Origin of the sequence: Amycolatopsis sp. TNS106, assembly GCF_019330265.1 — a bacterium.
In the GTDB taxonomy this organism is placed as follows: domain Bacteria; phylum Actinomycetota; class Actinomycetes; order Mycobacteriales; family Pseudonocardiaceae; genus Amycolatopsis; species Amycolatopsis lurida.
Map to the genome: position 1 here is coordinate 2,483,122 of NZ_CP024972.1, position 23,377 is coordinate 2,506,498.

The 23,377-nt window shown below is 65.9% G+C and carries 16 protein-coding genes; 7 read left to right on the plus strand and 9 right to left on the minus strand.

The features are described from left to right. Position 1: 1 nt before the first annotated feature. A complete protein-coding gene (locus CVV72_RS11230; RefSeq protein ID WP_037336425.1) occupies positions 2-373 on the plus strand; it encodes a hypothetical protein in 372 nt (123 codons plus the stop codon). A gap of 151 nt (positions 374-524) precedes the next feature. On the opposite strand, the gene CVV72_RS11235 is transcribed toward CVV72_RS11230, so the two are convergent. Both CVV72_RS11235 and CVV72_RS11240 read right to left on the minus strand, forming a co-directional pair. Beyond that, positions 525-2,468: an FGLLP motif-containing membrane protein gene (locus tag CVV72_RS11235; RefSeq protein ID WP_219152370.1), complete on the minus strand. Its 1,944-nt coding sequence runs from the start codon at positions 2,466-2,468 to the stop codon at positions 525-527. Positions 2,469-2,559: 91 nt separating this feature from the next. Beyond that, the gene (locus CVV72_RS11240) at positions 2,560-5,295 is read right to left on the minus strand and encodes an AAA family ATPase (protein ID WP_370641899.1); all 2,736 of its coding nucleotides are present in this window, start codon (positions 5,293-5,295) and stop codon (positions 2,560-2,562) included. 131 nt (positions 5,296-5,426) lie between these two features. On the opposite strand from CVV72_RS11240, the gene CVV72_RS11245 reads away from it, so the two are divergent. Beyond that, positions 5,427-5,621 (plus strand): hypothetical protein, encoded by a 195-nt coding sequence (locus CVV72_RS11245; RefSeq protein ID WP_219152372.1) that lies wholly within the window; start codon positions 5,427-5,429, stop codon positions 5,619-5,621. 135 nt (positions 5,622-5,756) lie between these two features. On the opposite strand, the gene CVV72_RS11250 is transcribed toward CVV72_RS11245, so the two are convergent. After that, entirely contained in the window at positions 5,757-7,331 is a 1,575-nt protein-coding gene (locus CVV72_RS11250; RefSeq protein ID WP_219152373.1) for a hypothetical protein, read from the minus strand. Positions 7,332-7,545: 214 nt separating this feature from the next. On the opposite strand from CVV72_RS11250, the gene CVV72_RS11255 reads away from it, so the two are divergent. After that, complete coding sequence (locus CVV72_RS11255) at positions 7,546-8,022, plus strand: hypothetical protein (RefSeq protein WP_219152374.1); 477 nt, start codon at positions 7,546-7,548, stop codon at positions 8,020-8,022. Positions 8,023-8,235: 213 nt separating this feature from the next. Here the strand turns inward: CVV72_RS11255 and CVV72_RS11260 are convergent, their stop codons facing one another. Both CVV72_RS11260 and CVV72_RS11265 read right to left on the minus strand, forming a co-directional pair. After that, complete coding sequence (locus tag CVV72_RS11260; RefSeq protein ID WP_219152375.1) at positions 8,236-9,129, minus strand: hypothetical protein; 894 nt, start codon at positions 9,127-9,129, stop codon at positions 8,236-8,238. Next, positions 9,126-10,055 carry an RNA polymerase sigma factor gene (locus CVV72_RS11265; RefSeq protein WP_219152376.1) on the minus strand — a complete coding sequence of 310 codons (930 nt, stop codon included), beginning with the start codon at positions 10,053-10,055 and terminating at the stop codon, positions 9,126-9,128. The genes CVV72_RS11260 and CVV72_RS11265 overlap by 4 nt, the downstream gene beginning before the upstream one ends. Positions 10,056-10,280: 225 nt before the next feature. Between CVV72_RS11265 and CVV72_RS11270 the strand changes: the two genes are divergently transcribed. Then, the gene (locus tag CVV72_RS11270) at positions 10,281-10,493 is read left to right on the plus strand and encodes a hypothetical protein (RefSeq protein WP_219152377.1); all 213 of its coding nucleotides are present in this window, start codon (positions 10,281-10,283) and stop codon (positions 10,491-10,493) included. A gap of 335 nt (positions 10,494-10,828) precedes the next feature. On the opposite strand, the gene CVV72_RS11275 is transcribed toward CVV72_RS11270, so the two are convergent. Together CVV72_RS11275 and CVV72_RS11280 are read right to left on the minus strand one after the other, a co-directional pair. Next, positions 10,829-14,146: an error-prone DNA polymerase gene (locus tag CVV72_RS11275; RefSeq protein ID WP_219152378.1), complete on the minus strand. Its 3,318-nt coding sequence runs from the start codon at positions 14,144-14,146 to the stop codon at positions 10,829-10,831. 188 nt (positions 14,147-14,334) lie between these two features. Then, on the minus strand, positions 14,335-14,784 hold the full coding sequence (locus CVV72_RS11280) for a hypothetical protein (RefSeq protein WP_219152379.1): 450 nt from the start codon (positions 14,782-14,784) through the stop codon (positions 14,335-14,337). A gap of 366 nt (positions 14,785-15,150) precedes the next feature. Between CVV72_RS11280 and CVV72_RS11285 the strand changes: the two genes are divergently transcribed. Continuing rightward, positions 15,151-16,434, plus strand: coding sequence for a hypothetical protein (locus CVV72_RS11285; RefSeq protein WP_219152380.1), 1,284 nt, complete (start codon positions 15,151-15,153; stop codon positions 16,432-16,434). A 230-nt stretch (positions 16,435-16,664) separates the two neighbouring features. Here the strand turns inward: CVV72_RS11285 and CVV72_RS11290 are convergent, their stop codons facing one another. Further along, entirely contained in the window at positions 16,665-17,795 is a 1,131-nt protein-coding gene (locus CVV72_RS11290; protein WP_219152381.1) for a hypothetical protein, read from the minus strand. A gap of 407 nt (positions 17,796-18,202) precedes the next feature. Between CVV72_RS11290 and CVV72_RS11295 the strand changes: the two genes are divergently transcribed. Continuing rightward, a complete protein-coding gene (locus tag CVV72_RS11295; RefSeq protein WP_219152382.1) occupies positions 18,203-19,393 on the plus strand; it encodes a cytochrome P450 in 1,191 nt (396 codons plus the stop codon). Positions 19,394-19,554: 161 nt separating this feature from the next. Here CVV72_RS11295 and CVV72_RS11300 read toward each other — a convergent pair whose 3' ends face one another. Next, positions 19,555-20,760: an MAB_1171c family putative transporter gene (locus CVV72_RS11300; protein ID WP_219152383.1), complete on the minus strand. Its 1,206-nt coding sequence runs from the start codon at positions 20,758-20,760 to the stop codon at positions 19,555-19,557. A gap of 313 nt (positions 20,761-21,073) precedes the next feature. Here CVV72_RS11300 and CVV72_RS11305 point away from each other — a divergent pair, with 313 nt between their 5' ends. Then, positions 21,074-23,377: an AAA family ATPase gene (locus CVV72_RS11305; protein ID WP_219152384.1), complete on the plus strand. Its 2,304-nt coding sequence runs from the start codon at positions 21,074-21,076 to the stop codon at positions 23,375-23,377.

A 23,377-nucleotide genomic window follows, 5' to 3' on the forward strand; every position in this document is an offset into this window, starting at 1 on the left:
CGTGGCCAACTCGACGACCGTGCTCTCCCACAGTTTCGACGGGACCTTCTACCGCATCCGTACGACGTCGTTCGATGTCCGCTACATCATCGGTGACCGTGAAGATCCCGAGCAGGCAGAGAACATCGATGTCGAGGTGCGCTTGCCCGACGGCTCACGGTGGAGCGCGACGATGTTCACCGTCGCCGAAGTGGAACGACTCATGAAACAGTGGGCGCAGACCGGAGAGTGCGGGGGCGGCAGCTATTTCGGGTGCTCCGACGGCGTCATCGTCCGCGAACCGGGCGTCAGCTTCATGACCGAGGTACTCATCGGACTCCACGATGACGAAGACAACCTCACAGGTCTCCTTAAACCACTCGGCAACGAGTAGTTCTCGGCACGAGGACCGCGCGGCACCGTCCGACCAGCGGCATGAGCGGACGTTCGGTTGAGCGACCGGAGCCGCGTCTTCGCCGATGGCTCTTGGTCTTGCCTCGTCAAATCGTTGTGCTTCCAAGGCGGCACGCGCGAAGCAGCCGCCTTTACTTGGTCGCTCGTTTCCGATTCAGCTGACTGTGCACGTCATGTTCGCGCGGCCGCCGAGTTCCCCCTCGATGGTGAGGGAGTCGGTGCCAAGGCACTCTGCGCGACTTGTATGCCTCGCGAACCGCGAAGAAAGCCCAGAACAGGAGCGATCCGGCGCAGAAAGCGGCGAACAGCCAGAACGACCGTATGACCGCCTCCCACGTCGTCCCTCGCCGCCAGTGGATAAGAACCACGGTGAACAGGACTAGCACCGTCGCGTATACGGCCAGCCAGACGCGGCGGTTCCACTGGAACAGGATCGCGCCATGCAGGAACCGCACTGGTACCAGGCCGATGGCCAGTGTTTCCAGGCTCAGCACGACGATCTGCGACAGCAGGGTGTCGAGCGTGACCAGCGCCGCAGATGCACCCGGTTTCTCGGCCGCAGCCCTTACGCCGAACTGCCAGAAAAGCCACGCGCACGCGGCGAGTGCCACCAGCACGACCACACCACGCAACACGGCTCCCGCCTTCACCCGGACGTGCCAGGCGTCGCGGGTGCGCACGATCGTGTATCCCAGCAGTAGCCCATACACGTAACCCGGCTGGAATGAAAGGAGACGCGACACCGCCGAGCACACGACGGCGATCACGAGAGCCATACCGATGACCCGCAACCGGGCCGCGTCACCGCCGGGGGTGATCCGCAGCCGCTGCTCGATCGCGTATTCGTACGCCAGCACTACCAACGGAATCGCGATGAAGTAGCCGAACGCGACCGGGGCGAACTGCCGCAGCGACGTGACGTTCACCTGGACCGCGGTCATCAGGAGCGCTGCGACTCCGGCGAAGGCGACCACGACCGGCCATGAGGTGGCGCGCGCGGGACGTTCCTTCGGCAGGAACGGCAGCCATCGGCGGATGGTGCTCTCGTTCTCACGGTAGGTGGTGTTGAACAGCTCGGCGGGCCACCCGATCAGGAACCACCCCAGCAGCGGAACGATCAACAACGCGAGCGCGCCACCGCTCGTCAGGAATCCCCACACCTGTCCAGGGGTAGGTATCGCGTCGAGAAACCCGGGCCGCTGCCACGGGTCCTCGGTTTTGTCCTCGGCCTTGCCCTTCTCCTCCTGCGCCGACTGCTGGCCGCCGGCACCGGGTCCAGGGGTTGAAGGCGAGGACGAGGATGCGGGTGGCTGGCCAGAACTGGCCGGTGGCGTGGACGGCTGGCCAGAACTGGTCGGTGGCGTGAGGGGCGGCACTCCGGCCTGTTGCTGTCGGTCCGCGCTCGTCGGCGGTGCGGTGGTCGTACTCTTCACCACGGGTACCACGGAGAACGGGGCGCGCGCCCACTCACCGCCGTCCACGCAGCGCCCGTAGACCAGGTGCTCACCACCAGCTGCGTCGGCGGGGACTGGCAACGACGCGGTGAACGTGCCGTTCGCGCCGATCGGCACCGCCACCCCGGTGCCGTACCCATCCCACAACACGTCCGCACGCCGTGTGCCGTAATCGGGACACGTGTCGAACCCACTACCCCGCACCGTGACCTTGCTACCCGGCGCACCGGCCGTCGATGACAGGGTCACCGCGAGTGAGACCGGAGCGGTCACCTTGACCACAGCCCGAGCCCAGTCACCGCCATCCTGGCATTGCCCGTATACCCAATGGTCTCCGACCGGCGTGCCGGCGGGAATCAGGAACGACGTGCTGAACGTGCCATTCGAGCTGATCGGCGCCGACACCCCGGTGCCGTGCCCGTCCCACAACACGCTGACGGTGCGGTTGCCGTAGTCCGGGCAGGCCTCATATCCGTTTCCCCGCAAGGTGATCGCGGTGCCGGGCAGGCTGCGCGCCGGGTTCGATTGTACCGAAAGGCCCTGCAGGGTCGAGTTCTGTGCTGCCGCGGTGGGTGTGCCCCACAGCATCGCTCCAGCCATGACAAACAGCAGAACGACCATTCCGCGCGCCATACAGACCCCCAAAAGAAGACTCGACAAGGCGAGTCTGGATCGGCCGAGTGGCTTGGCGCGTCATGGAAAACCAGGATGTTTAGGTGTCCGCCCTTGTTCGGTCGCGGAGCATCAGCTCGCGGCGGTTCCGCACGCCCAGTTTGGTGTAGATCCGTCTGAGGTGGGTCTCCACGGTGGTCACCGCGACTGACAGGGTCGAGGCGATCTCCGCGTTGCTGTGACCCGCCGCGGCCAGGTCGGCCACCCGCCGTTCCGCGGGCGTCAGCTCCGACGGCGTGCCGCGACGGCGCCGGCCACCCGCTCTCGACAGCTGGTGCCTTGCGCGCCGGGCCAACCACGCCGACCCGACCCGCTCCGCGAGGTTTAGAGCTTCGGCGAATCTGGCGCGTGCCCGCCTCAGCCGCCCCGCCTGGGACGACCACTCGCCGTCAGCCAGCAACGCCTCGGCGAGTTCCACTGGCTGCCCGGACTGCTCGAGCAACGCGACAGCCCGGTCTAACCAGGGCTCCGCAGCCTCGGCGCTGGACGCCGTCACCGCCCTGCCGAGGTCCGCAGCACTGCGAGGCCACGCGCACGGCACCCGTTCAGAAGCCGCGTCCAGCAAACTCACCACCCGCAGGACGTCGCTCCGCCGCCCGGCACGCGCATAGCCCAGGATCGCGTCCCGTGCCCACGGCACCACACACGGTTCGCAGAGACCCGCGTCGTTGGTGGTCTCCTCGACCAGCTCAAACCGTGCGCACGCGCTCGCTACATCTCCTTCGTGCAACGCTCGGCGCCCCCGGAGCCACCACACGGTCAGCAGGCTGCCCAGATCCCGAAGCGGACTGGCCTCGGCCTCCAGCCGCTCACACAGCTCTTCATCCCACTCGTCCCGCAGGAGCAGCAGCCATGCCTGGGAGGTGGTCGTGTAGCGCCTCACCAAGGGGGCGAGATCCCCCAGTTCCAGTGCTCGCGCCACGTCGGACCCGGCGGCATCGAGCCGGCCGGTGCGGATGTACAGCTCGCTCCGTGAAGCCAGCAGAAAGCCCGCGGTGCTGGCCGCGCCGAGCCGGTCCGCTGCGGTCAGCGCGAGTTCGAAGCAGCGTTCGCTGTCCTCGAACCGGTCGAACCACTTGGCCGCATAGGCATAACTGCTCAACGCACCCCAGCCCCACGACAAGTCGGCCAGATGCGCGGCCGGGTCGGCGGCGACCTGTTCGGCCGCCTCCGCCACCGCGGCCAATCCCGCACCGTCCCCATTGATGCAGGACAGGTAGCCCCAGGCGGACTGAGCGCGCCTACGCGTCACCGGATCGACGCGATCGATCAGCTCGAGGGCCTGCCGCGCCGGCTCCAAGGACGCCGCCACATCGTGGACGTGACCCGCCGTGGCCTGATCCAGCAACGCCTCGACCGCGACGCCGGGCGCCACCACCCGCACCAACTCGACGGTCCGCGCGAAGTACCGCGCCGCGTCCTGCGCCCGGCCTAGCTGGTAAGAAGCGCGTCCCAACTCCCGCGCGAGCTGCGCCCGTACCAGGTCGTCGCTCGGATCCTCGGCCGCGGCGAGCACCTCGATGGCATCGTCGGCGCGACCGGCGGCGAGCAACGCCCGCCCGGTGAGCAGCAACAGATCGGTGCCGGCCGCATCGCCGGCGAACGCACGGGCGGCGTTCAGGTAGCGCACCGCCGTGGACAACGCGCCTGCCTCGAACGCGGCACGCCCGGTCCTGGTCAGCACCGCCACGGCCCGGCGGTCACCGACAAGGTCGCCCAGCACTGCATGCTCGGCCGCCTCGTCAGGCCGGTCGCACGCGACGAGCATGCGAAAAGTGTTGCCGTGCAAACGAAGGCGGGATGTCACCGGCAGGTCGTCATACAGCAGCTGACGGATCAGCGGATGGGTGAACTCCACCTGGCGGCCTGGGGCCTCGCGCAGCACCTGGTGGGCCAGCAACCCGTCGAGCACCGCATCACCGTCTGCGGTCGACAACCCGGCCAGTTCGATCGCCGCCGAAGGGCGAAACCGCACCCCCAGCACCGCACCAGCCCGCGCCAGTCCCATCCCGTCCTCGGAAAGATCTGTGAACCGCCGCAACAGGAGCCGACGGCGCACCGCGTCGGGCGGCGTGTCGAGCCGGGGCAGATCCGCACCCTCCGCGAGCGCTGAGGACAAGTGCGCCAACAACAGCGGATTGCCAGCGGTCAGGACCTGCGCGGTATGGACGACCGACGTGGGCAGCGTTCGCCCGACACGGTCGGCCAGCAATGCCGCCGCTCCGGCCTCGGTGAGCGGCGGCAACGTCACCGCCCGCGCGTGGTCGTCGTGCGTCAGCCCGGCCACGATATCGGCCGCCTCCCGTGGCCATGGCCGCAGCGTTGCCACCAACCCGACCGGCAGCGCGGTGAGCCTCCTGGCCAGAAAGGAAAGCACCACCAGCGAGTCACGGTCGGCCCAATGCAGGTCGTCGGTGGCCACCAGGAGGGGCCGGTCGTACCGTCGCAGCCACTCCCGCACCCGGTACAGGTGATCCGCCGCCGTGCCATCCCCCAATCGTTCGGCGACACCGAGCCTGTCGAGCACTTGTGAGATCAAAGCGAACGGCACACCGCTCTCCACGGGTGCAGCCGCAGCCCGAACCACCTCGACCCCGACTCCCGCACGCCGCTCCGCGTCGTCGAGTAAGGCGGACTTGCCAACCCCCGCATCACCCACTAAGAACACTGCCCCGCCCCGACCGTCACGCACGCCCTCGAGAAGCGCGCCGACAGCTTCGATCGCAGGCTGTCTCTCCCACACGTGGTCGATCGTGGCAGAGTCGGCCAACGGCACGAAGAGCCGTCAGCCGAACGGTCGAGCGAAATCTGGAGAGGCTCCGCAGAACTCGCGAACTCGCCGATCAGCGACTGCGTCTTCCGCAGTGCCACCGACTGGTTCCGATTCAACGCCGAGATACAGCCATCATGGGATCAGCTCAGCTCGGCGTCGACACGCACCAGAACCTCGACAAGAACGCGCCATTCGTGTACGCCGAGCGCGAGCTGCACAAGACGGAGTTTCGGGTCTACTTCGAAGACTTGGCGACGCGTACCGCCGCCACCGGCCCTAGAGAGGTCTATAGGGCGCTGCAGCTGGGTTCCCGGCCACCGGCCGACTGAACCCCGCCGGCGATGTGCGTTACGGCTTCCGCGAGGCGACAGACACCAGCACACGCCATCCGCACATCGGCATGAGCGTGCGAATGGAGAGCTGGTTCTCTTCGAGATGTGGATTTTCAGCGGAGGGTGGTTGTCTTACCGATCATGCTGCTCGTCCTCCTCTACCTGTCCGGTAGTCAGTTCGAGGGCGAACCGGCGTGCATTGTCGTTGGGATCGGAACGTGCAAGGTCGTGAATCACGTCGCGAGCGTCGGCCGGCCATGCGGTTCGCGGCCACTGTTGGAACGCTGTCAGCGCCATGTTCCGGTTGCGAGTAACCGGGCTGTGCAGTCCTGCCAGCAGCAGATCGGCTCCGGTGCCCGGATGGTCGCGCAGGGCTTGCAGGGTCCAGTCCAGCGCATTGTGGGCGCGCCATTGCGGGCCCATTCCCAGCTCATCGGCTGGCCCGGTCGTGATCTGGTCGAGCGGCAGGAGGGTATGTGCCAGGTCTGCCAACTGCTGAGCACGCCCGGTGTCTGCCTGTTGCCAAGCGTGGAACCACCCGCTGCCGAACGGATCGGTCTTGATCTTCTCGAGGTGTGCGTCGAAGGTGTCCATGCCCCGGACACGGGCAGCACGGTCTGCCAGGGAGAACTCAACGGGATCGTCTGATGCCAGCCCCGCGGTGATGCGGCCGATCCATGAGTCCTGGCTCAGGATCTGGTCACTGGCGTGCTCGAAGGCTTGTCGGCGGGTGGCGGTCCAGCCGTTCTGGCTGCGCTGGTCCCACCCGGTCTCGCGGGCGAGGAAGGAGCGGATCGTAGCCACGGTCGAGAAGTCCTGAAGGGTCTGCGCCTGGGTGGTCATCGTGGCGAGAAACGCCTCCACGGCGTCGGCCCCGGACTCGTAGTCGTCGACGTCTTCCGCCGGTCCACCCGTGATCAACGCTTCCAGAATTTCACCAGCGGAGGTCAACAACCCCCGATCGACCGTCTCACCGCGCAGAGCTTCGAGCAGACCTCCGGTCGTGGCGGCAATGCAGGCCAAGTACTCGTACATGATGGAGTTTCGGAATCCCTCACGCAGGATCCACGAGCGAATGTCCGGATCGGTCGTGTCCCGCAATCGCGCCACGCAATGAATCCGGCCCCAGCCATCCACCGACGCGGCCAGCGCCCACAACTCCGACTCCGGGGCGGGTAGCCCGTTGGAGATGGCCACTGCGCAAAAGAGGGTGAACTCTTCGTGTGCGCCGAGCGTCCGCACGACGGCCACGTCGTCTCCGAGCCCGGTGACACCAAGCAGTGCGATACCCAGCTTGACCGGCCCTCGATCGGGGGCCGTGACGGCAAGCCACTTCCCGACCCTATGCAGCGCCCTCCCGTCCAGCCGCTCGCGGCCCAGCCTTTCCATCAACGCGTCGACGTAGTCCATGACGTCGTCATCCGTGATACCGGCATAGAGCTTGCGGAGCTGCCTGGCCGATGGCCGCTGGCACGCCGTCGCCAGCAAGCGTGCGACCTCAGTGGCGCGGTCAGTGCCATCGGCGGATCCATGGTGACCGATGACCCCATCCATAGCACCAGGCACCCACCGAAGCCGATCGGACATCACCTTGGCGTCATCCGGCAACCCCACCTCTGCCGGCAGCCGCCCGGACGGATCAAGATTCCGGCGAATGTGCTCGTAGAGCGCAACCCCGGCCATCACCACCGGCAGGTCAACCGACACAGACGTCACTCCCCGCATATCCACGACAACACGCCATGGACGATACAAGTCCCGAACCTTGGCGTTAAACCAAATACCCCAGCCCGCAGCGTTACCGACGTCATCCTCAACTCGGCATGAGCGGGCGGTCTAACGAACGCGCGCTTCGTGGTAAGAGGGGATGTTCGTGGAATCATGATCGCGGCAGCAGGCTTGCCGTGGTCTACTCCACTCTGTGGGTGGAACCGTGTTGTGTGTCTTGAGCCCGTACACCGCCAAGCGTGTCGAGCCGGTCGTGGTGGCGGAGATGACCGTCGAAGGCTTGAACCAAAGTTCCCTCCACCCGGAGTTCTGGCACTCCTCCGACGGGCTGCCTTACGGCTACTCGCTCAACGCACCGGACAGTGAGACGGACCCGGCCGAACTCCGACTCCTTGAGCAGGCAGACGGCAGGGCAATGCGCTGCGACATCATGTTGCACATCTTCGTCAGCGACCTCGCTGGCCGACCTGTGCTGGGCAAACTGGCGCAGCGTATTGCGGAACGAACCCAGGGCTGGGTGTTCGTCGAGTTCCAGGCTCCACCTTCAGCGAGCCTGCTCGGCCAGCTGGAGAATGCAGGCCGTTGTATCCGCGTCAACGACTACGTCTACCTTGACTCATCGGCGATGGCAGCGTGGAACGCCCACCCGGACTTCCACGTCCTTAAGTAGACACCGGTCCCATCTTCGATTCAAAATGAAGTGCCCGATGAGAATATGAAATAAATTTGCCCCTACACGTCTGTAGGGTCTCATGGCCGGTGACATGTCGATCTTGGGTGACTGGCGGTTTCTCCACCGTCTCATGGCGATGTCGTCAAGATCAGTCTCAAACTCGTGGCATTTCCTCGGCGTACGACCGGAGCAAGGCCGCTGTCGGTCGGGCTATCCCCCGGGTGCTCTGCTGTCGGCGCCTCCGCCACTCACGCGCTTGAATATTTCCTGCACGGCTCGCGGCGACGTGCGTTGACGCGCCGATCGCGCCCGAGTCGCACCCAGTGACGAACGCTCCAGCAACCGCACCTTGTCGAGAGTCCGCTGGTATCGCTCGCGAGCCACCCGCCACGCGCGGGCGAGCTCGTCATCGGTTAGCTGCGGGACGTGAAGCACAACGGCTTCCGACTGGGCCGTGCACCTGACATGCGGCTCGACGACCCGACACGCGCTATGTGAGCATCCTCTGTCGAGAATCTCACCTTCTGGGGCTTCAGCGGCGAGCAGTAGTAGCCAGAGCTCGATCATGACTTGTCGTGGACGCCAGTCACTCTGCTCGTCGTGCTCCGCCGGGCAGCTGGTAGCGGGCATACCGCTCGCAAGGAGATACTTGGCAAGCCGCACCAGCTGGTGGAACCGATCACGGTGCGGTCGCCCGGCCGTCGTTGCGTGCGAACACCGGTCGACGGGCATGACATCGGCCTGCTCGTCATCGTGGAAGACCGGCATGACGTCGACCTGCTTATTGCGGAGCTGGACACGAACGCTGCGTGGCGCGTTGTCGACGAGGTCCTCGTGCACGTAGAGGTTCCGAATCCGCCGAAGAATCTCGCCGGTGTGCTCGCCACCGTCCTCGTCGAGGCTGACGAGTAAGTCGACGTCTTCCATCGGGCGCAGCTTCGTGCTTTGCCGGTAGGAGCCCATCAACCAAAGGTGGGCTGCCGTTTCAAAGTCCGTCGACGTGGGATCGGCGTCCTTGTCGGCGACGCGTTCGGCGAGCACCGTCGCGAGGTACCGCGCGTGCTCGCTCAGCCGCTCGTCCGCCGTGGTGTCATGCTCTCTCACGTGCCCACTCCTTCCTTGCGGCGCCGGGTGATCTCGTTGCGATAGCGGCGCAGCCGCTGCTCGACTGCGCCCGGTGTGGTGCCCAGCTGTCTGGCGGCCTCGACCAGCGTGCAACCGTGCAGGACGACGAGCTCCGCTACGTCACGGAGCGAGCCCTTCATCGCGGCCAATTCCGTGCGCACGAGGTCGCGGGCAGCCGCTACGTCGGCCGGGTCGGCGCAGATCCGCGGGTCGAGAACCTTCCTGGCTGCGGTGTCGAAGTCGAGCGCGTACTCGGTGTGGTCGTAGACGCGTTCCCGCTGCTGTTCACGTCGCCAGCGTCGCCACACACCTGGGAATACCGCTAGGCACGCACCGACAAAGTAGGTCGTCAGCGCCGCACCGCCCTCGATAGTCCAGCCCGTGCCGTCCAGGCCCTTCGTGCGAAACAGTTTGATTGCCTGCGCGATGGTCTCGTAGGCTAGCTCCTCGCGGAGCTCGTTGTCGCGGCGTAGCTCGTCCAGGTCTCGTTCGTCGTAAGTAACGGGGCGACCCCGTTGCGTGCTCTGTCCGAAGATCGTTCCTCTGCGCAGCCACGACAGCAGCGTGGGGAGCGCGTACGTCATCAGGTCCGCGATCAGCATGTCGTAATCGGCACCGGCGAACTCGGCGGCGACAATCTGGTTGTAGAAGGTGGCGTCCGCCTGGCGCTGGGCGAGGTTATCCGCAGCTCTGCGGATCTTCTCGGCCTCGGGACCGTGGCCAGCCATGGTCAGATTGTGGGCGAGTCCGACCAGCGCGTCCTGGTCCAGCACGGTCGGCGGCATGAACTGGTCGCGGAGGTCGACGGCGTCGCCACCGAACTGCCGATCTACTTCGGGTTGTAGGTTCGCGCTGACGGCAGCCTGAAGCGCGAAATGCGCTCCACCTGACTGCTGCAAATCCATGCGCTCCCACTCCCGGTTCTTTGCGCACCCTCAGTATCGATGGCCTGCGCCGCCGAAACTTCACAACGACACGAACTCTCGTATGTCGCCTCGAGCCGGGCAGCCTACGGATTCTTTCAAGATCTTTTCGGCGAAGGAAAACGTAGGGTGAGCTGTGGCTTTGGACCTACAGATCCGGCATAGCCGGGACGGTCCCGGTCACGATCACGACTAGGGGCAAGACCGATGTCGCGCACAACCAGCGGACCCGACGACCACTCCCCGCAGCCACTGCTCACCTTGCGTACCGCGCTCATTCTTCTGCTGGCGGTCCTAGCTGGCCTCGGTGCCGGAGCGCTTGGTCTGTGGGCCGGGCGGCACATCGCCGAAGCCCTGCTTCTCGGGCTGGGAGTGGCCGCCGGAGCGGCGGCCTTCTTCAACTGGCTCATCGGGCCGTGATGACGAACAGCGCCGAGGTGCAGGCGCCTGACGGTCCCGCTCCCCGGCGCAAGCCCCGTAGACGGACACGAACCGGCACCGAAGGGTGGTTCGACGCCGGCGCCATGAAGCTCCCTGCCGCAGGTGAGCACCGGACCACTGCAGGGCTACACCGCATGGCTGAAGCGCAGCCCGACTATTCGCGGCGCGTCGCCGAGTCCCACTCGAACAGCCCAGCGGCTGACAAGAATGATCAAACCCACTTTGATGGCACTCGTGCCAATCGGGTGTCAAGATCATCGGGAAGGTGCCAACGAAATTGGGACCCTTCAACGTCCGCCTGACTCGGTTGTCCATTAACGGAAATCGCGTGATGCTGTGGCGAGTCCGCGCAGATCGAGTGGTTCGAAGTGGTCGGCCGAGAGGCTGGTGACGCCGTGGTGGGATTGGACGACTCCGTGGACCAGGAGCGCGGGTGAGCTGCGCACGGTCTTATGTTCCCGGTGCCAGAGGCGCTGGGTGACCACGATGTTGAGCATTCCGGTTTCGTCTTCGAGGTTGAGGAAGGTGATGCCGCCGGCGGTGGCGGGGCGTTGGCGGTGGGTGACGGCTCCGGCGACCCAGATCGTGGCGCCGTTCCCGGCCCGGGTGACGGCGGCGGTGGTGAGCGCTCCGCGGCTGTCGAGGTATTCGCGCAGGTACTGCATGGGGTGTTCGTCCGGGGAGATGCCGGTGGCCCAGAGGTCGGCGGCGGTGATCTCGAAGGCGGTCATGCCGGGGAGGGCGGGGGCGTCGAGGCCGGAGGCGATGCCGGGCAGGTGGGTGTCGCGGCTGGCGGCGGCGGGTCCGGCGGCCCAGAGGGCCTGGCGCCGGTCGGGGCCGAGGGATTCCAGCGCGCCGGAGGTGGCGAGTGCCTGCATCGCGGGGGTGGTGAGGTCGGTGCGGTAGCCGAGATCGCCGAGGTCGGTGAAGGGGCCGTGCTGGTCGCGTTCGGCGATCAGGCGCGTGACGGCGTCGTCGCCGAGGTGGCGGATCCCGCCGAGCCCGAGCCGGATCGCGACCCCGCCAGTGCTGTCCGGGTCCGATTCGAGAGTCGGGTACGCCAGGGAGCGGTTGATGTCGGCCCGCCGGATCCGGACGCCGTGCTGGCGGGCGTCGGCGACCAGGGACTGCGGGCTGTAGAAGCCCATGGGCTGGGCGCGCAGCAGCCCGGCGGTGAACGCGGCCGGGTAATAGCACTTCACGTAGGCGGAGGCGTAGACCAGCAACGCGAAGCTCATGGAATGCGCCTCGGGGAAGCCGTACCCGCTGAACGCCTTGATCTGTTCGTAGATCGTGTCGGCGAGTTCGCCGGTGACCCCGTTGGCGGCGGCGCCGACGTAGAAGCGTTCCCTGAGCCGTTCCATCTTCGCCGCGGACCGTTTCGCGCCCATCGCGCGCCGCAGCTGGTCGGCCTCGGCCGCACTGAACGACCCGACGCTGGTGGCCATTTGCATCACCTGTTCCTGGAACAACGGAACGCCCAGGGTGCGGTCCAGCGGCCCGGCCAGCAGCGGATGCGCGTGCGACCACTGCTCTTCGCCGCGGCGGCGCCGCAGATACGGGTGCACCGATCCGCCCTGGATCGGGCCCGGTCGGATCAGCGCGACCTCAACGACCAGGTCGTAGAACTCGCGGGGCCGTAGCCGGGGCAGGGTGCCCAGCTGCGCGCGGCTCTCCACCTGGAACACCCCGATCGCGTCGGCGGCGCACAGCATGTCGTAGACCTTCGGGTCCGCGAGATCGAGCTGCCCGAGATCAATCGTGGTGTCGTGATGTTCGGCGACCAAGTCGAGCATGTAATGCAGCGCCGACAGCATCCCCAGCCCGAGCAGATCGATCTTCACCAGCCCCGCCGACGCGCAGCAATCCTTATCCCACTGCAAAATCGACCGGCCCTCCATACGAGCCCACTCGACCGGCACCACCTCCGACACCGGCGTCCGCGACAGCACCATGCCCCCAGAGTGGATCCCGAGATGCCGCGGGAACCCCTCGATCCGCGACGCAAGGCCAAGCACGTCACGAGGGATTCCGTGCCCGTCCTGCGCGGCGGTCGCGGCGACCCCGCCCCAACGGTCGGCGGCCTTGGCGAACGCGTCCTGCTGACCGGGGCTGTAGCCCAGAGCGCGGGCGGAGTCCCGGATCGCCGACGGCGCCCGATACGTGATCACATTCGCGACCTGCGCCGCGTTCCGCCGCCCGTGCGTGTCGTACACGTACTGGATGACCTCATCGCGCCGATCGGACTCGATGTCGACGTCGATGTCCGGATAGCCGTCCCGTTCCGGCGCGAGGAACCGCTCGAACAACAGGCCGTACCGCACGGCGTCGACGCTGGTGATCCGCAACGCGAAACACACCGCCGAGTTCGCCGCCGACCCCCGGCCCTGGCACAGGATCCCGGACTCCCGCGCGAACCGCACGATGTCCCACACAATCAGGAAATACCCCGGAAACCCCAGCTCGGTGATCACCCCGAGCTCGTAGTCCAGCTGCGCGTACGCCCGCGGCGCGTCGTCCCGGGGCCCATAGCGCTCCCGAGCGCCGGCGTAGGTCTGCTCGCGCAGGTAGGAGGCTTCGTCGTGCCCGTCCGGGACCGGGAACGGCGGCAACTCCGGCGCGACCAACGTGAGGTCGACCGCGCACTCCACCCCCAGCAGCGCCGCCCGCTGCACCGCACCCGGATAGCGGGCGAAGATCTCCGCCATCTCCTCCCCCGACCGCAGGAACTGCATCCCCGCCGCCGGCAACCAGCCCTGCATGTCCTCCATGCTCCGGCGCGCCCGGATCGCCGCGACCGCGTCCGCGTACACCGCGTCCTGCGGGGCCGCGTAGTGCGCATTCGTCGTCGCCACCGTCGCCAAGCCCAGCTCGGCCGCCATCCCCGCCAACAGGTCGTTGTGCGTCGAATCCAGCGGCAGGCTGTGATCGATCAGCTCGACCGCGACCGAGTCCCGCCCGAATCGATCCACCAGCACCCGCAACTCCTCGACGGCCGCCGACGGCCCGGACTCGATCAGCGCGCGCCGGACCGCGCCCTTACGGCACCCGGTGAGGACCTGCACATGCCCGCGCAGATCCTCCACCACCTGATCCAGCTCATACCGCGGGGCGCCCTTCTCCCCCGCCAGTTGCCCGGTCGAGATCGTCCGACACAACCCCTGATACCCCTCCAGACCGCGGGCGATCACCAGCAGATGCGTTCCCGCCGGATCCGGGACACCGTTCTGCGGCTCCGTCAGCCCCAGCGACAGCTCCGCACCGAACCCCGTCCGAACCCCGAGCTCCTTCGCGGCCTCGGCGAACCGCACCGCCCCATACAGGCCGTCATGATCGGTCAACGTGATCGCGTCCAGCCCCAGCCGCGCTGCCTCCTCCACCAGCTCCTCCGGATGGCTAACCCCGTCGAGGAAGCTGAAGTTCGAATGACAGTGCAGTTCGGCGTACGGGGTTCGGGTCAGCGCGCCACCACTGTCATCCGACCGCGGCGTCATCAGGTCCGGTGGCGGCCCCGCATACCCCTCACGCTTCCGCGACCACGCCGGCGCGTCATTGCCGTCCCCCGCCGGTGGACGGCCCGACGCGATCCGCTCCAGCTCCGACCAGTTCGCCGGACCACCACTCCACGCCATCGACCACTCCACGACACACCAGAGGAGCCGTGGGGAAGACAGCACCAACATCGAACGTCTGTGCGATCGTCCGTTCTACCTGCGACTTTGTCAAATCTGGAACGAGCATGTGACTGTGAGACGTATCTGTCACCTATGAATCGCAACTGTCACCAGCGCCGACGGGTGAACTGTTGCGGAGCTACGTTCTACGGCTTGCTCCGGGACAGGTCCCGGTTCGCGCGGCCTGCTCGGCTCCTCATCACGCGGACCACGCAGGCGAGCACGCTGAGAACGAACACCACGAACGCGATGAACACGATGTGGGGAAATAGATCGCGAGGCGAGATAGAAAAAGGCAGCGCTGGGCCGGGCCCGACGTCGTCAATACTGCCCACCTTGCTGATTCCCCAGAGTACCCAGACATAGAGTCCGGGGAGCCAGAGAACGGCGCCGCCTGTTGCAAGAGTCATCCCGAGGTCGCGCAGCGCCGTACGCGGCCGCAGGTTCCGTTGGATGGGTGAACCGCGGCCGCGTCGGTGCTCACGGTTTTGGTCGATGCCCAGCAAGAAAGTTCCGACAGTCGCAGCGAGGACCCCCAGCGCGAGCACGTAGTAGATGTTGATGAACGGGTAACTGTTGATGAACGGGTAACTCACGCGCTTGAGTGTCGCATGTCTCCTGCTTGTTGAATGTGGATTCGGCCTGGTCGGACACCACCGCCGCGGGGCAATCTGATATGAAAGCCGAGTCCTCACCCGCTGGGCAGCGCCTCGGCGGGGAGTGTGCGTTCGAGCCGCTGGTGACAAATAGCTCTCACATTTGATGACAGATACCGCACACAACGAGCGGCGAAGCTCAGGTGAGAAGCGTTGCCTGGTGACAGATACGGCTCACAGTCACAGAGCAGAGTTGCAGCAGTCACAACAGGCGGAAGGTTTGCGGATCCCACCGGTCGCCTCGATGCCCTGCGTTCCCATACTCTGTCGCTGTGTTACGTCCGCAGACGTTGTGTCTAACGTTCGATGTGTGCTGAGCCGTTTTGGTCTTCAGCTGAAGGCCAGGCGATCGCCTGGCGGTACCGACACCTGCGCACTCGGCGACTGTACCTGCCGGGCGAGCCACTCAAGCACGGCAACAGGGCGGATAAGAGCCGGCGGGCCGACGATTTCGCTCAGGGCGTCGCTCAGCTCACAAAGGTCCGACAGGGGGCTCTGACCGGACCGGTCGCGCTGGATCTAGACTTCCACACATCGGCGGACCAGCCACCTCACCTTTATCACCTGGCGAAGCGGTATCTGGACCTACTGGGCGCTGCACCGCCGCAGGCACCGGCAGGCGGGCGCCGTCACTTGCTCTACCGCGATGACCGTCAGGTTCGTTTGCTGCATGTGCGCACCTGGCAGCCCCTCGGGCAGGCACCACCAGACGGTGTACAACCGAACACCGCCGTTCTGGCGAGACCACTGCGAGATGTTGTTGCCGACCTGGAGCTCGCCAACGCCCTACGCGATCTCGTTGACGACCACGAAGAGGAGTCACCCTTTCACGTACCCGAGGTGCCGGACGTCGACCTTACTCCTACGTTCGACCTCAGGATGGCCTCCGGACCGGCAGAGCGGCAGAGGTGGTCCGACTTGAACATGTGGTTGCAGCTGCATGACCGATCCCGGGTCCAGGAAGCTCTCCTCTCGGCGAATGACGCGTTGGTCGCTTCTGTGTTGAGCCGCAGCACCACATTGATCAACCACAACCGCAGACCAGGCAACTCGAGCGACCTCTTCGAGAGCATTGCCGAGTCAGATCGGCACGTGTTGCTGTCCAACGTGTTGCATATTCCCTTGCCTTCATTGCCAACTGCCAAGGGCGAGCGGCAAGGGTTCCGCGATGGCTTGCGTGAGCAGTTGAACCAGTGGACCCGTCAGTGGCCGGTGTTTAACCCTCTTCTCGTGCCCGTGAAAGCCATTCTGCTGGTTGTAGCACCACCAAACGGCAAGGACCTTGATAACCTGGTACGCGACGATGTTCTTCCCGCCGTGCACGAGGTACTCGCTCCACAGCTGGCCCCTTGGATAACGCGATTTCCTCAGCTCACTCACGCCCAACAAGCAGAATGGCGACCACAGGAGCGTCAGCTGAGGCAGCTTCAGCAGAGCAGTGTGAACGCCTATGAGGTCGTCCAGCTCACCAGAATTCCCACTGACCCGCCGAACGGGTTTCTTCGGCTCGTGCTCGGGAGCGGAAATACCTTCGGTAGCACCTGGTCGCGGCTCGCAGGCTTTGTTGAGACTCACGTAGAACGCGCGTGAGCACGCCAGCCAACGAGGGAAGCGAACACGTCGACGTCCGCCCGCGCCACCTTTGCGCCCATGAGATGGACCACCCGTGGCCGCAGCAACCACCGCGGTTCTCACACCGCCTCCTACGCTGTGTACCCGTGCGCAGGCGAGCCGGGTGCGCTGATGTCGACCGTGTTCGCCGGGCATCACCGTGTGTGCGAGGCGAGCATCAAAGGCGAACAGGAATCGGCGTGAGTCCTTCAATGCAACCGGATCTTGTCGAATGGCCAGGCGTGGTGGGGTATGGCAGGCGGACCGCCCTCGGTGCGCTTGGCGTCCGGTTCGATCGTCTCGGGCCAGGTGTGTTGGTCGAGACTGTAGGAGATCTCCGGCTGCGGGCCGGTAGTGACCGGTGCGCCGTGCAGGTCCAGGCGGGGCGTGGACAGGGTCACCGAGTAGGCCGGGAGCAACGTGACGGGGTCAAGGAGGTATCGCTTCTTGAACCCCTGGTGGACGCCGATGTTGATGCTATAAGGCTGGTCGAAAGGGCTCTTTCCCGTTTGGGCGAAAGCGGCGTTGAGGAACGCCGCTCCCTTCCTGTCGTCCATGCCATCTGATTGAGGCACCAAGGTCACGTCGAGCTGGATGTATCTCTTGCCGTCCGTACTCGCAACGGCTTGAGGGCGGTCGACCTGGATAAGATCCGTTACCTGGTCGAGGTACGAGATGAACTTGTCGGCCCCCTCGGGCGAAAGCCCGTAGGGCGCCAGGCCATCGGTGACGTGGTTGTTGGCCACGAGTTTGCCCGGCTTCATCCGAAGCGGACAGTTACTCGTCGGAGGGTTCTCCACGACCTTCCACGTGGCTTCACGATCGCCGGATCGGTTCTGCTGAAAAGTGCCCTCGCGCGCCGCCCCGGTCGGGGAGCCGACGCAGCGGAAAATGACGTAGGTGTCGATCGTGTTGTCGCCATTGATCTTGACGTCATCCCGGGTGAACTCCCTGGTGCGCCAGTCGATCGCCGAGCGGATCGAGGTGTGCGCCGCGGGGTAGGACTGCTCGTACTCGTTGATCGAACCGTACCAGCGGCTGATCGAGTCGGTCACCGGGCGCTGGGCCTGCCGCTTGAGCGTGACCCACAGCAGCGTCCGGGGATCCACTCCGCCGAGCTGCTGATTGGTCAGTGCCGTACCGGGCTGCACGCCGGGCAGGTCCATCGGGTACTGACGGGATTCGCGAGCGGGCACGTTGACGGCGTACCTGATGGGATCGGTCACCGAACCCGAGCCAAGATCTGCCTCCGCCGGCGTCAGATCACGTGCCGACGGGGACATCCAGGAGCGCACGATGGCTGTACCGACGAATCCGAGAACGGCGACCAGAACGAGCACCAGTGTGACTTTCAGGCCACGTCGTGGTTTCCTCGGCGGCATCGGCGTTTGCGCCCCAGGAAAATGCGGAGTCGGAGGCGGGGGCATCGCTCCGGCGGGCGGGAACGACGACTGCGTAGATCTGGGGCGGGGCGTGAAACCATGGTGCTGCTGATTCGGCGGCCCGTAGGGTCCCTCCGGCGGTGGAAAGCGCCCATTCATTCCTTCATCCTCCCTGTGGAACGATCTTGTAGATCGACCTTGATTCAGCCTTGTGATGCCTATGTCGAGGCATCACATTCCCTGCATGGCCAGTCAGGCCCGCGATCCAGCCCGCACAGCGCGCGCCTGCTGCTGGCGCGGTGGCCTCCAGCCTGTCGCGGCGCTCTACGATCGAATTGGTAGTGCACCGACAGGGGAGGATCGACATGGCCGTGCCCGGCCACGACATTGTTCAGTTCGACACCACGTTCCTGAAGGACCCGGACGCGGCTTACGCCGCGCTGCGAACCGAGCAGTCTGTGCACCGTGCGGTATTGCCGGACGGTGCCCGGGTATGGCTCGTGACGCGGTACGACGACGTCCGCGCCGCGCTCGCGGACCCGCGGCTGTCGCTGGACAAGCGAAATGCGGGCACCGGCTATCGAGGTTTCGACCTGCCGCCGGAACTGGACGCGAACCTGCTCAACATGGACGCGCCCGACCACAGTCGCCTGCGGCCGATCCTCGGACGCGGCTTCACCCGAACCCGTGTCGAAGGCATGCGTCCCCGGATTCAGGAGATCGCCGACGGCCTGCTCGCCACCCTCCCCGACTTCGGCGAGGTGGACCTGATCGAGGCGTTCGCCGCGCCGCTGCCGATCACCGTGATCTGCGAACTGCTCGGAATTCCTTCCGCGGACCGTCCCGATTTCCGCTCCTGGACCGATCGGATGCTCGCCCCCACCAGCGCCGCCGACGTCGGCCTCGCGGTGAAATCGCTGTGGCGGTACCTGCTGGGGCTCGCGGCGGCGAAACGCGCGGACCCGGGTGAGGACCTCATCAGCGCGTTGATCGACGAACGCGACGTCGAAGGCCGGATGTCCGAGGCAGAGCTGATCAGTGCGCTGTTTCTCATCCTCGGGGCAGGCTACGAGAACGTGGTGCACCAGATCGGCAACAGCCTCGCCGCGTTGCTGTCCCGGCCGCAGCTTCTTGCTCGGCTGCGCGACGAGCGTGCGCTGCTGCCATCCACGGTGGAGGAATTGGTGCGGTTCTGCTCTCCTGCACAGCTCGCCATTCGCCGCTTCCCCACCGCCAATGTCACCATCGGCGGGGTCACGATTCCCGCCGGCGACACGGTGATGCTGTCCTTGGCGTCCGCCGACCGCGATCCGGATCGCTTCGCCGACCCGAACGTCCTCGATCCGCGCCGCGAGGACAACCCGCACCTCGGATTCGGGCATGGACCGCACTACTGCATCGGCGCGCCACTGGCACGGATCGAGATCGAGGTCGGCCTGACCGCACTGCTCGACCGGTACTCCGAACTGACCTTGGCGCTCCCCCACGACCACTTGCGATGGCGACTGTCGTTCCGTAACCGGGGCCTGCTCAACCTTCCCGTTCACGTCAGCTAGGTCAGCCCTGCGCAACCGCGTACCCGGAGGACAACGTCGCCGGTCGCGTGGCAGCGACGACAGGTCGTGAACACGGCACCGCGTTGCGATGCCTTGTTGTGCCCACGCGCTGGATGTCGTGAGCAGCTGGACACGCGAGTCGCGACCGGCCGGAGCGATGGTCATGACCGACAGGAGGCGACCGCGGCAGCGGCGTGCGCGGCGATCGGACGCAACGAGCGGCGCACGAAGCGGACGGTGCGGCTAAACCGGAACGCCACCGCGACTGCCGCGAGGTGGCGGGCTTCGTCGAACGGCGTGGCCACGATCCGATCGTGGTCGACGTAGTCGACCGTCGGGGATTCCGCGGTTGGATACCGCCGCCGTACGCCGAAGGCGTCCAGCCCCGTGGCCAAGGTCGCAGCCTCGATCAATGCGAGGCTGTGTTCGTGTGTGGGTTCCCGTCGTATTCGGGCTGCAGCCATGAACTGGGCGTCCGGATGGACGTAGGGCGCCAGCAGGAGCTGGATGTCCCGGATCTCGATCACCCGTCGGTACAGCATCGTTGTCCGGCCACAGTAGGCAACGTCGACGACGACCTCCGGGAAGGCACGGACCAGGGGACGCCACAGCAGACTGACCATGGCCAGCGCGAGCATGACCCGAACATGGGCAACTGGTCGCAGCAGAACCCGTCCAGTCCGGGTCCGCAGCAGCGGTGGCATCCACTCGGGGAAGGACACACCGGCCGCCACGAGAATTGCGCACAACCCCGGTAGCACGGTGTGGCAAGCCGCCGGCGTCGCGATCGGCCAGCTGGTGTGACGAGCGAGAACGTCCGCCAGCTGCGTCAGCAACCACAGGTAACCGCAGCAGAGACCGCCCTGCACCATCCTGAATCCTGTTCGGGCGACGATCGTGGTCGATGGTGCGTGGAAGTAACGATGCCCCAGCAAATGGAAGGTCACCATGCTCCAGATCAGATATCCCGCATAGATCGCCAGGTAGAGGGTGATCAGCGGGTCGTGTCCATACGTTGAGACGAAGGAGCTGGTCTGTGCTGTATTCGCGGCGTCGAGCAGAACCGCCATCACCACGGCACCGATGACGAACACAGCCCCGTGGCGGAAGAGGCGGCGCCGCGGGTGGGGGTCTCGGTCGGGAGCTGCCGTCGACAGGGCGAGGATGCAGTAGGCGGCTCCCATCGCCAGGAGGTCCGCGCCGAGACGTCCCAGGTTCGGCATGGCCGCGCAAAGCCCGATAGCCTGCATGGATGCGGGCGCGGCGAGCACCAAGGCGGCAGCCAAGAGGAGCAGGCCGGTGATCAGGAACCGCCGGGCTCGTGTCCAAGGACGTCCGGAGTCGCGGGTGGCCAGAAACTTGGTCATAGCGGCGGCGATCGTGAGTAGCGCCGCGGCGTAGCTCAGCCAGCTAGTCACCCGTGGTCTCGCAGAGACTTCCAGAATTCATCATGTTCTCCCATCCCCATCGAGAATTCTGGCGTCACGGTGCGTGGCAGTGCTAGTACCTGCTGTTTCAAGTTCGATGTAACAGCTGCGGAGGCTACCGGCGGGTACTGTCGGCGTCGTTCTCCTGCGTCGTCGCAGGTGCAGTCGGGTGTCGACGTTGTCAATATCGGCTTTGCCCGGTAACGATGTATGGCACGATCATGAGAGTGCAACGGGGTGGAAGAGGGGCGGAATGCCGAGGAAGTCCGGCGGCTCGAACTCTGAGCCGCCTACGGCCATTAAGCAGTTCGGGGATGCGCTCAGAAGCTGGCGGGAACTGCGTGGTCTGACGCTGCGCGATTTGGACAAACTCGGCGTCGGCTACAGCTACAGCATGCTCAGCAGGATGGAGAACGGCAGGCTACCGCCGACGATGGAGGGCGCAGCGCTCCTCGATAAGGTCCTGGAGGCTGGCGGAACCCTTATTCTCCTGGCGGCGGCCGCTAGGGCGGAGCCGTATGCCGGGCTACCTCCGGCGACTCCGCATTTCGTTGGTCGCGAAGACGCACTCTCAGAGCTGACCTCCGAGTTGATCGATAGGGCTCGCTCGGACCGGTCGACCGTCGCCTTCGTGAAGGGACCTCCGGGGGTCGGTAAGACCGCGTTGCTACGCCGGTGGGCCAATACCCACCAAGAGAGGTTTGACCTGGTCTTATACGCCGACCTGCATGGTTTTGGTCCACGCTCTCCCGCGCAGACCGGGGACATCCTGGAGGCACTGTTACGTGGGCTGGGCGTCGACGACACTGCGCTCCCCGGCGCTGACAATCTTCGCCTGGCGTTGCTTCAGGGACGGCTGCGAGCGTTGGATGCTCAGCCCGTGCCCAAGCGAGTTCTTATTGTGCTGGACAACGCGAAGAACTCCCGCCAGGTCAGCGAGGTCCTTCCTGGTTCCCGTAACGCCTCGGTGCTGGTGGCCAGCCGGGTATGGCTGTCAGGCCTGGCAATGTCGTCGAAAGCGGAGGGGATTGACCTCGGTTCAATGGGCAAGTCCGACGCGATCATGTTGATCCGCAGCTTCGTCGGTGACGAGCGTGTTGATGCCGAACCTGACGCGGCCGCTCGCCTGGCGAATCTGTGCGGCATGCTTCCGCTGGCCTTGACCATTGCCGCCGAGCAGGTCGCGTCGAACGAGGCCCTGACGATCAGCCAGCATGTGGACAACCTGGCCAACCGCGCTCTGGAATTGCAGGTTGAAGACGACGTCGACAGCGGCGTCCGGGCGGCGTTCAACTATTCGTATAGCCGCCTCAACGGCGCACAGGCCCAGGCGTTCCGACTCTGTGGGCTTCATCCGGGCCAGCAGTTCAGTGCGGCATCCGTCGGCGCGCTACTCGGCGTTGCCGCGGACGAGGCGAATCGCTTGCTGGAACAGCTGGTGCAGTTCTCTCTACTGGAGCAGGTCGCGCTGCATACCTTCCGGCTGCACGATCTGTTGAGGGTCTTCGCGGCCGAGGAAGCGGCCCGATCCGAGTGGACCGACGAGCGGGAAGCCGCCGTTGACCGAGTGGTGCAGTGGTATCTCTATGCGGCCAACGCCGCGTCCTGGCGTATCACCCCCAAGCGGCCGGATCATCACATTCACCTTCCGCCACCGCCGGAGGGACTGAAACCGCCGGTGTTCGACTCGTTCGACGAGGCTTACAAGTGGTCGCAGCAAGAGCTGCCGACGATCGCGGGCATAGCGGAGCTGGCTTACAGGAACGGCTTGTTGTTCCCCGCGTGGCGGATTCCCGTGGAGTTCTTCGAGTTCTACATCCACCACAGGCCGGTCGCGGCATGGATTGAGGGTCACGTGGTGGCCTACGAGGCCGCCGAGAAGTCGGGTGACCCGCTTCGGATCGCGCAAGCCGCCGAAGAGCTCGCCGAAGGCTACATCCGCCGCGGTGGCGCGGAGGATCTCGACCGCGCCTGGACGCTTAATGAACGTGCCATCCAGGTGTGTGAGGGCTTGGAACCGAACCGGTTCGTCGCATTTGCCTATGTCGAGATGGGAAACATTCAGTTCGAGCGGGGCGACTACGCCGACTCCGCGCGGCTATGCGAGTACGCGGTCCGTACGGCTCAGGCCGCCGGCGCGGTCATCGGCGAGACCCTCTCACGAACTCACCTGGGTGCAGCTTGTCGCGAGCTCGGGCAGTTCGATCGCGCGATAGAACACGGCTCCCGGGCCGTCGAGATGCTGGTCGAGACCGACGATCAACACGGGGTGGCGTTCGGGGCTGTGCCGCTGGCCCGAACCCACCGGGCCGCGGGGAACCTCGACCTCGCCCTGCGGTACTGCGAACAGGCACAAGCGGGCTATACCGCGACCAGCGACCCGCAGGGATCCGCGGAAGCGCTGGGAGAGAAAGCTCTCGTGCTCGCCCAGCTCGGCGAGCACGAGGCGGCCTCTGCCGCCTTTCGCAGCGCGCTGTTCCGGCTCCGGGAACTGGATCTCCGCAAAGCCACCGTGCTCGAGGCGGACTGGCACACGCTGACAGCCGGGTGTGGCTGA

Excerpts from the sequence above, each read along its gene's own strand:
- CVV72_RS11235 (WP_219152370.1), bottom strand. The coding sequence starts at position 2,468 with ATGGTCGTTCTGCTGTTTGTCATGGCTGGAGCGATGCTGTGGGGCACA.
- CVV72_RS11265 (WP_219152376.1), bottom strand. The coding sequence starts at position 10,055 with ATGGATTTGCAGCAGTCAGGTGGAGCGCATTTCGCGCTTCAGGCTGCC.
- CVV72_RS11270 (WP_219152377.1), top strand. The coding sequence starts at position 10,281 with ATGTCGCGCACAACCAGCGGACCCGACGACCACTCCCCGCAGCCACTG.
- CVV72_RS11245 (WP_219152372.1), top strand. The coding sequence starts at position 5,427 with ATGGGATCAGCTCAGCTCGGCGTCGACACGCACCAGAACCTCGACAAG.
- CVV72_RS11305 (WP_219152384.1), top strand. The coding sequence starts at position 21,074 with ATGCCGAGGAAGTCCGGCGGCTCGAACTCTGAGCCGCCTACGGCCATT.
- CVV72_RS11275 (WP_219152378.1), bottom strand. The coding sequence starts at position 14,146 with ATGGCGTGGAGTGGTGGTCCGGCGAACTGGTCGGAGCTGGAGCGGATC.
- CVV72_RS11285 (WP_219152380.1), top strand. The coding sequence starts at position 15,151 with ATGTGTGCTGAGCCGTTTTGGTCTTCAGCTGAAGGCCAGGCGATCGCC.
- CVV72_RS11300 (WP_219152383.1), bottom strand. The coding sequence starts at position 20,760 with ATGACCAAGTTTCTGGCCACCCGCGACTCCGGACGTCCTTGGACACGA.
- CVV72_RS11295 (WP_219152382.1), top strand. The coding sequence starts at position 18,203 with ATGGCCGTGCCCGGCCACGACATTGTTCAGTTCGACACCACGTTCCTG.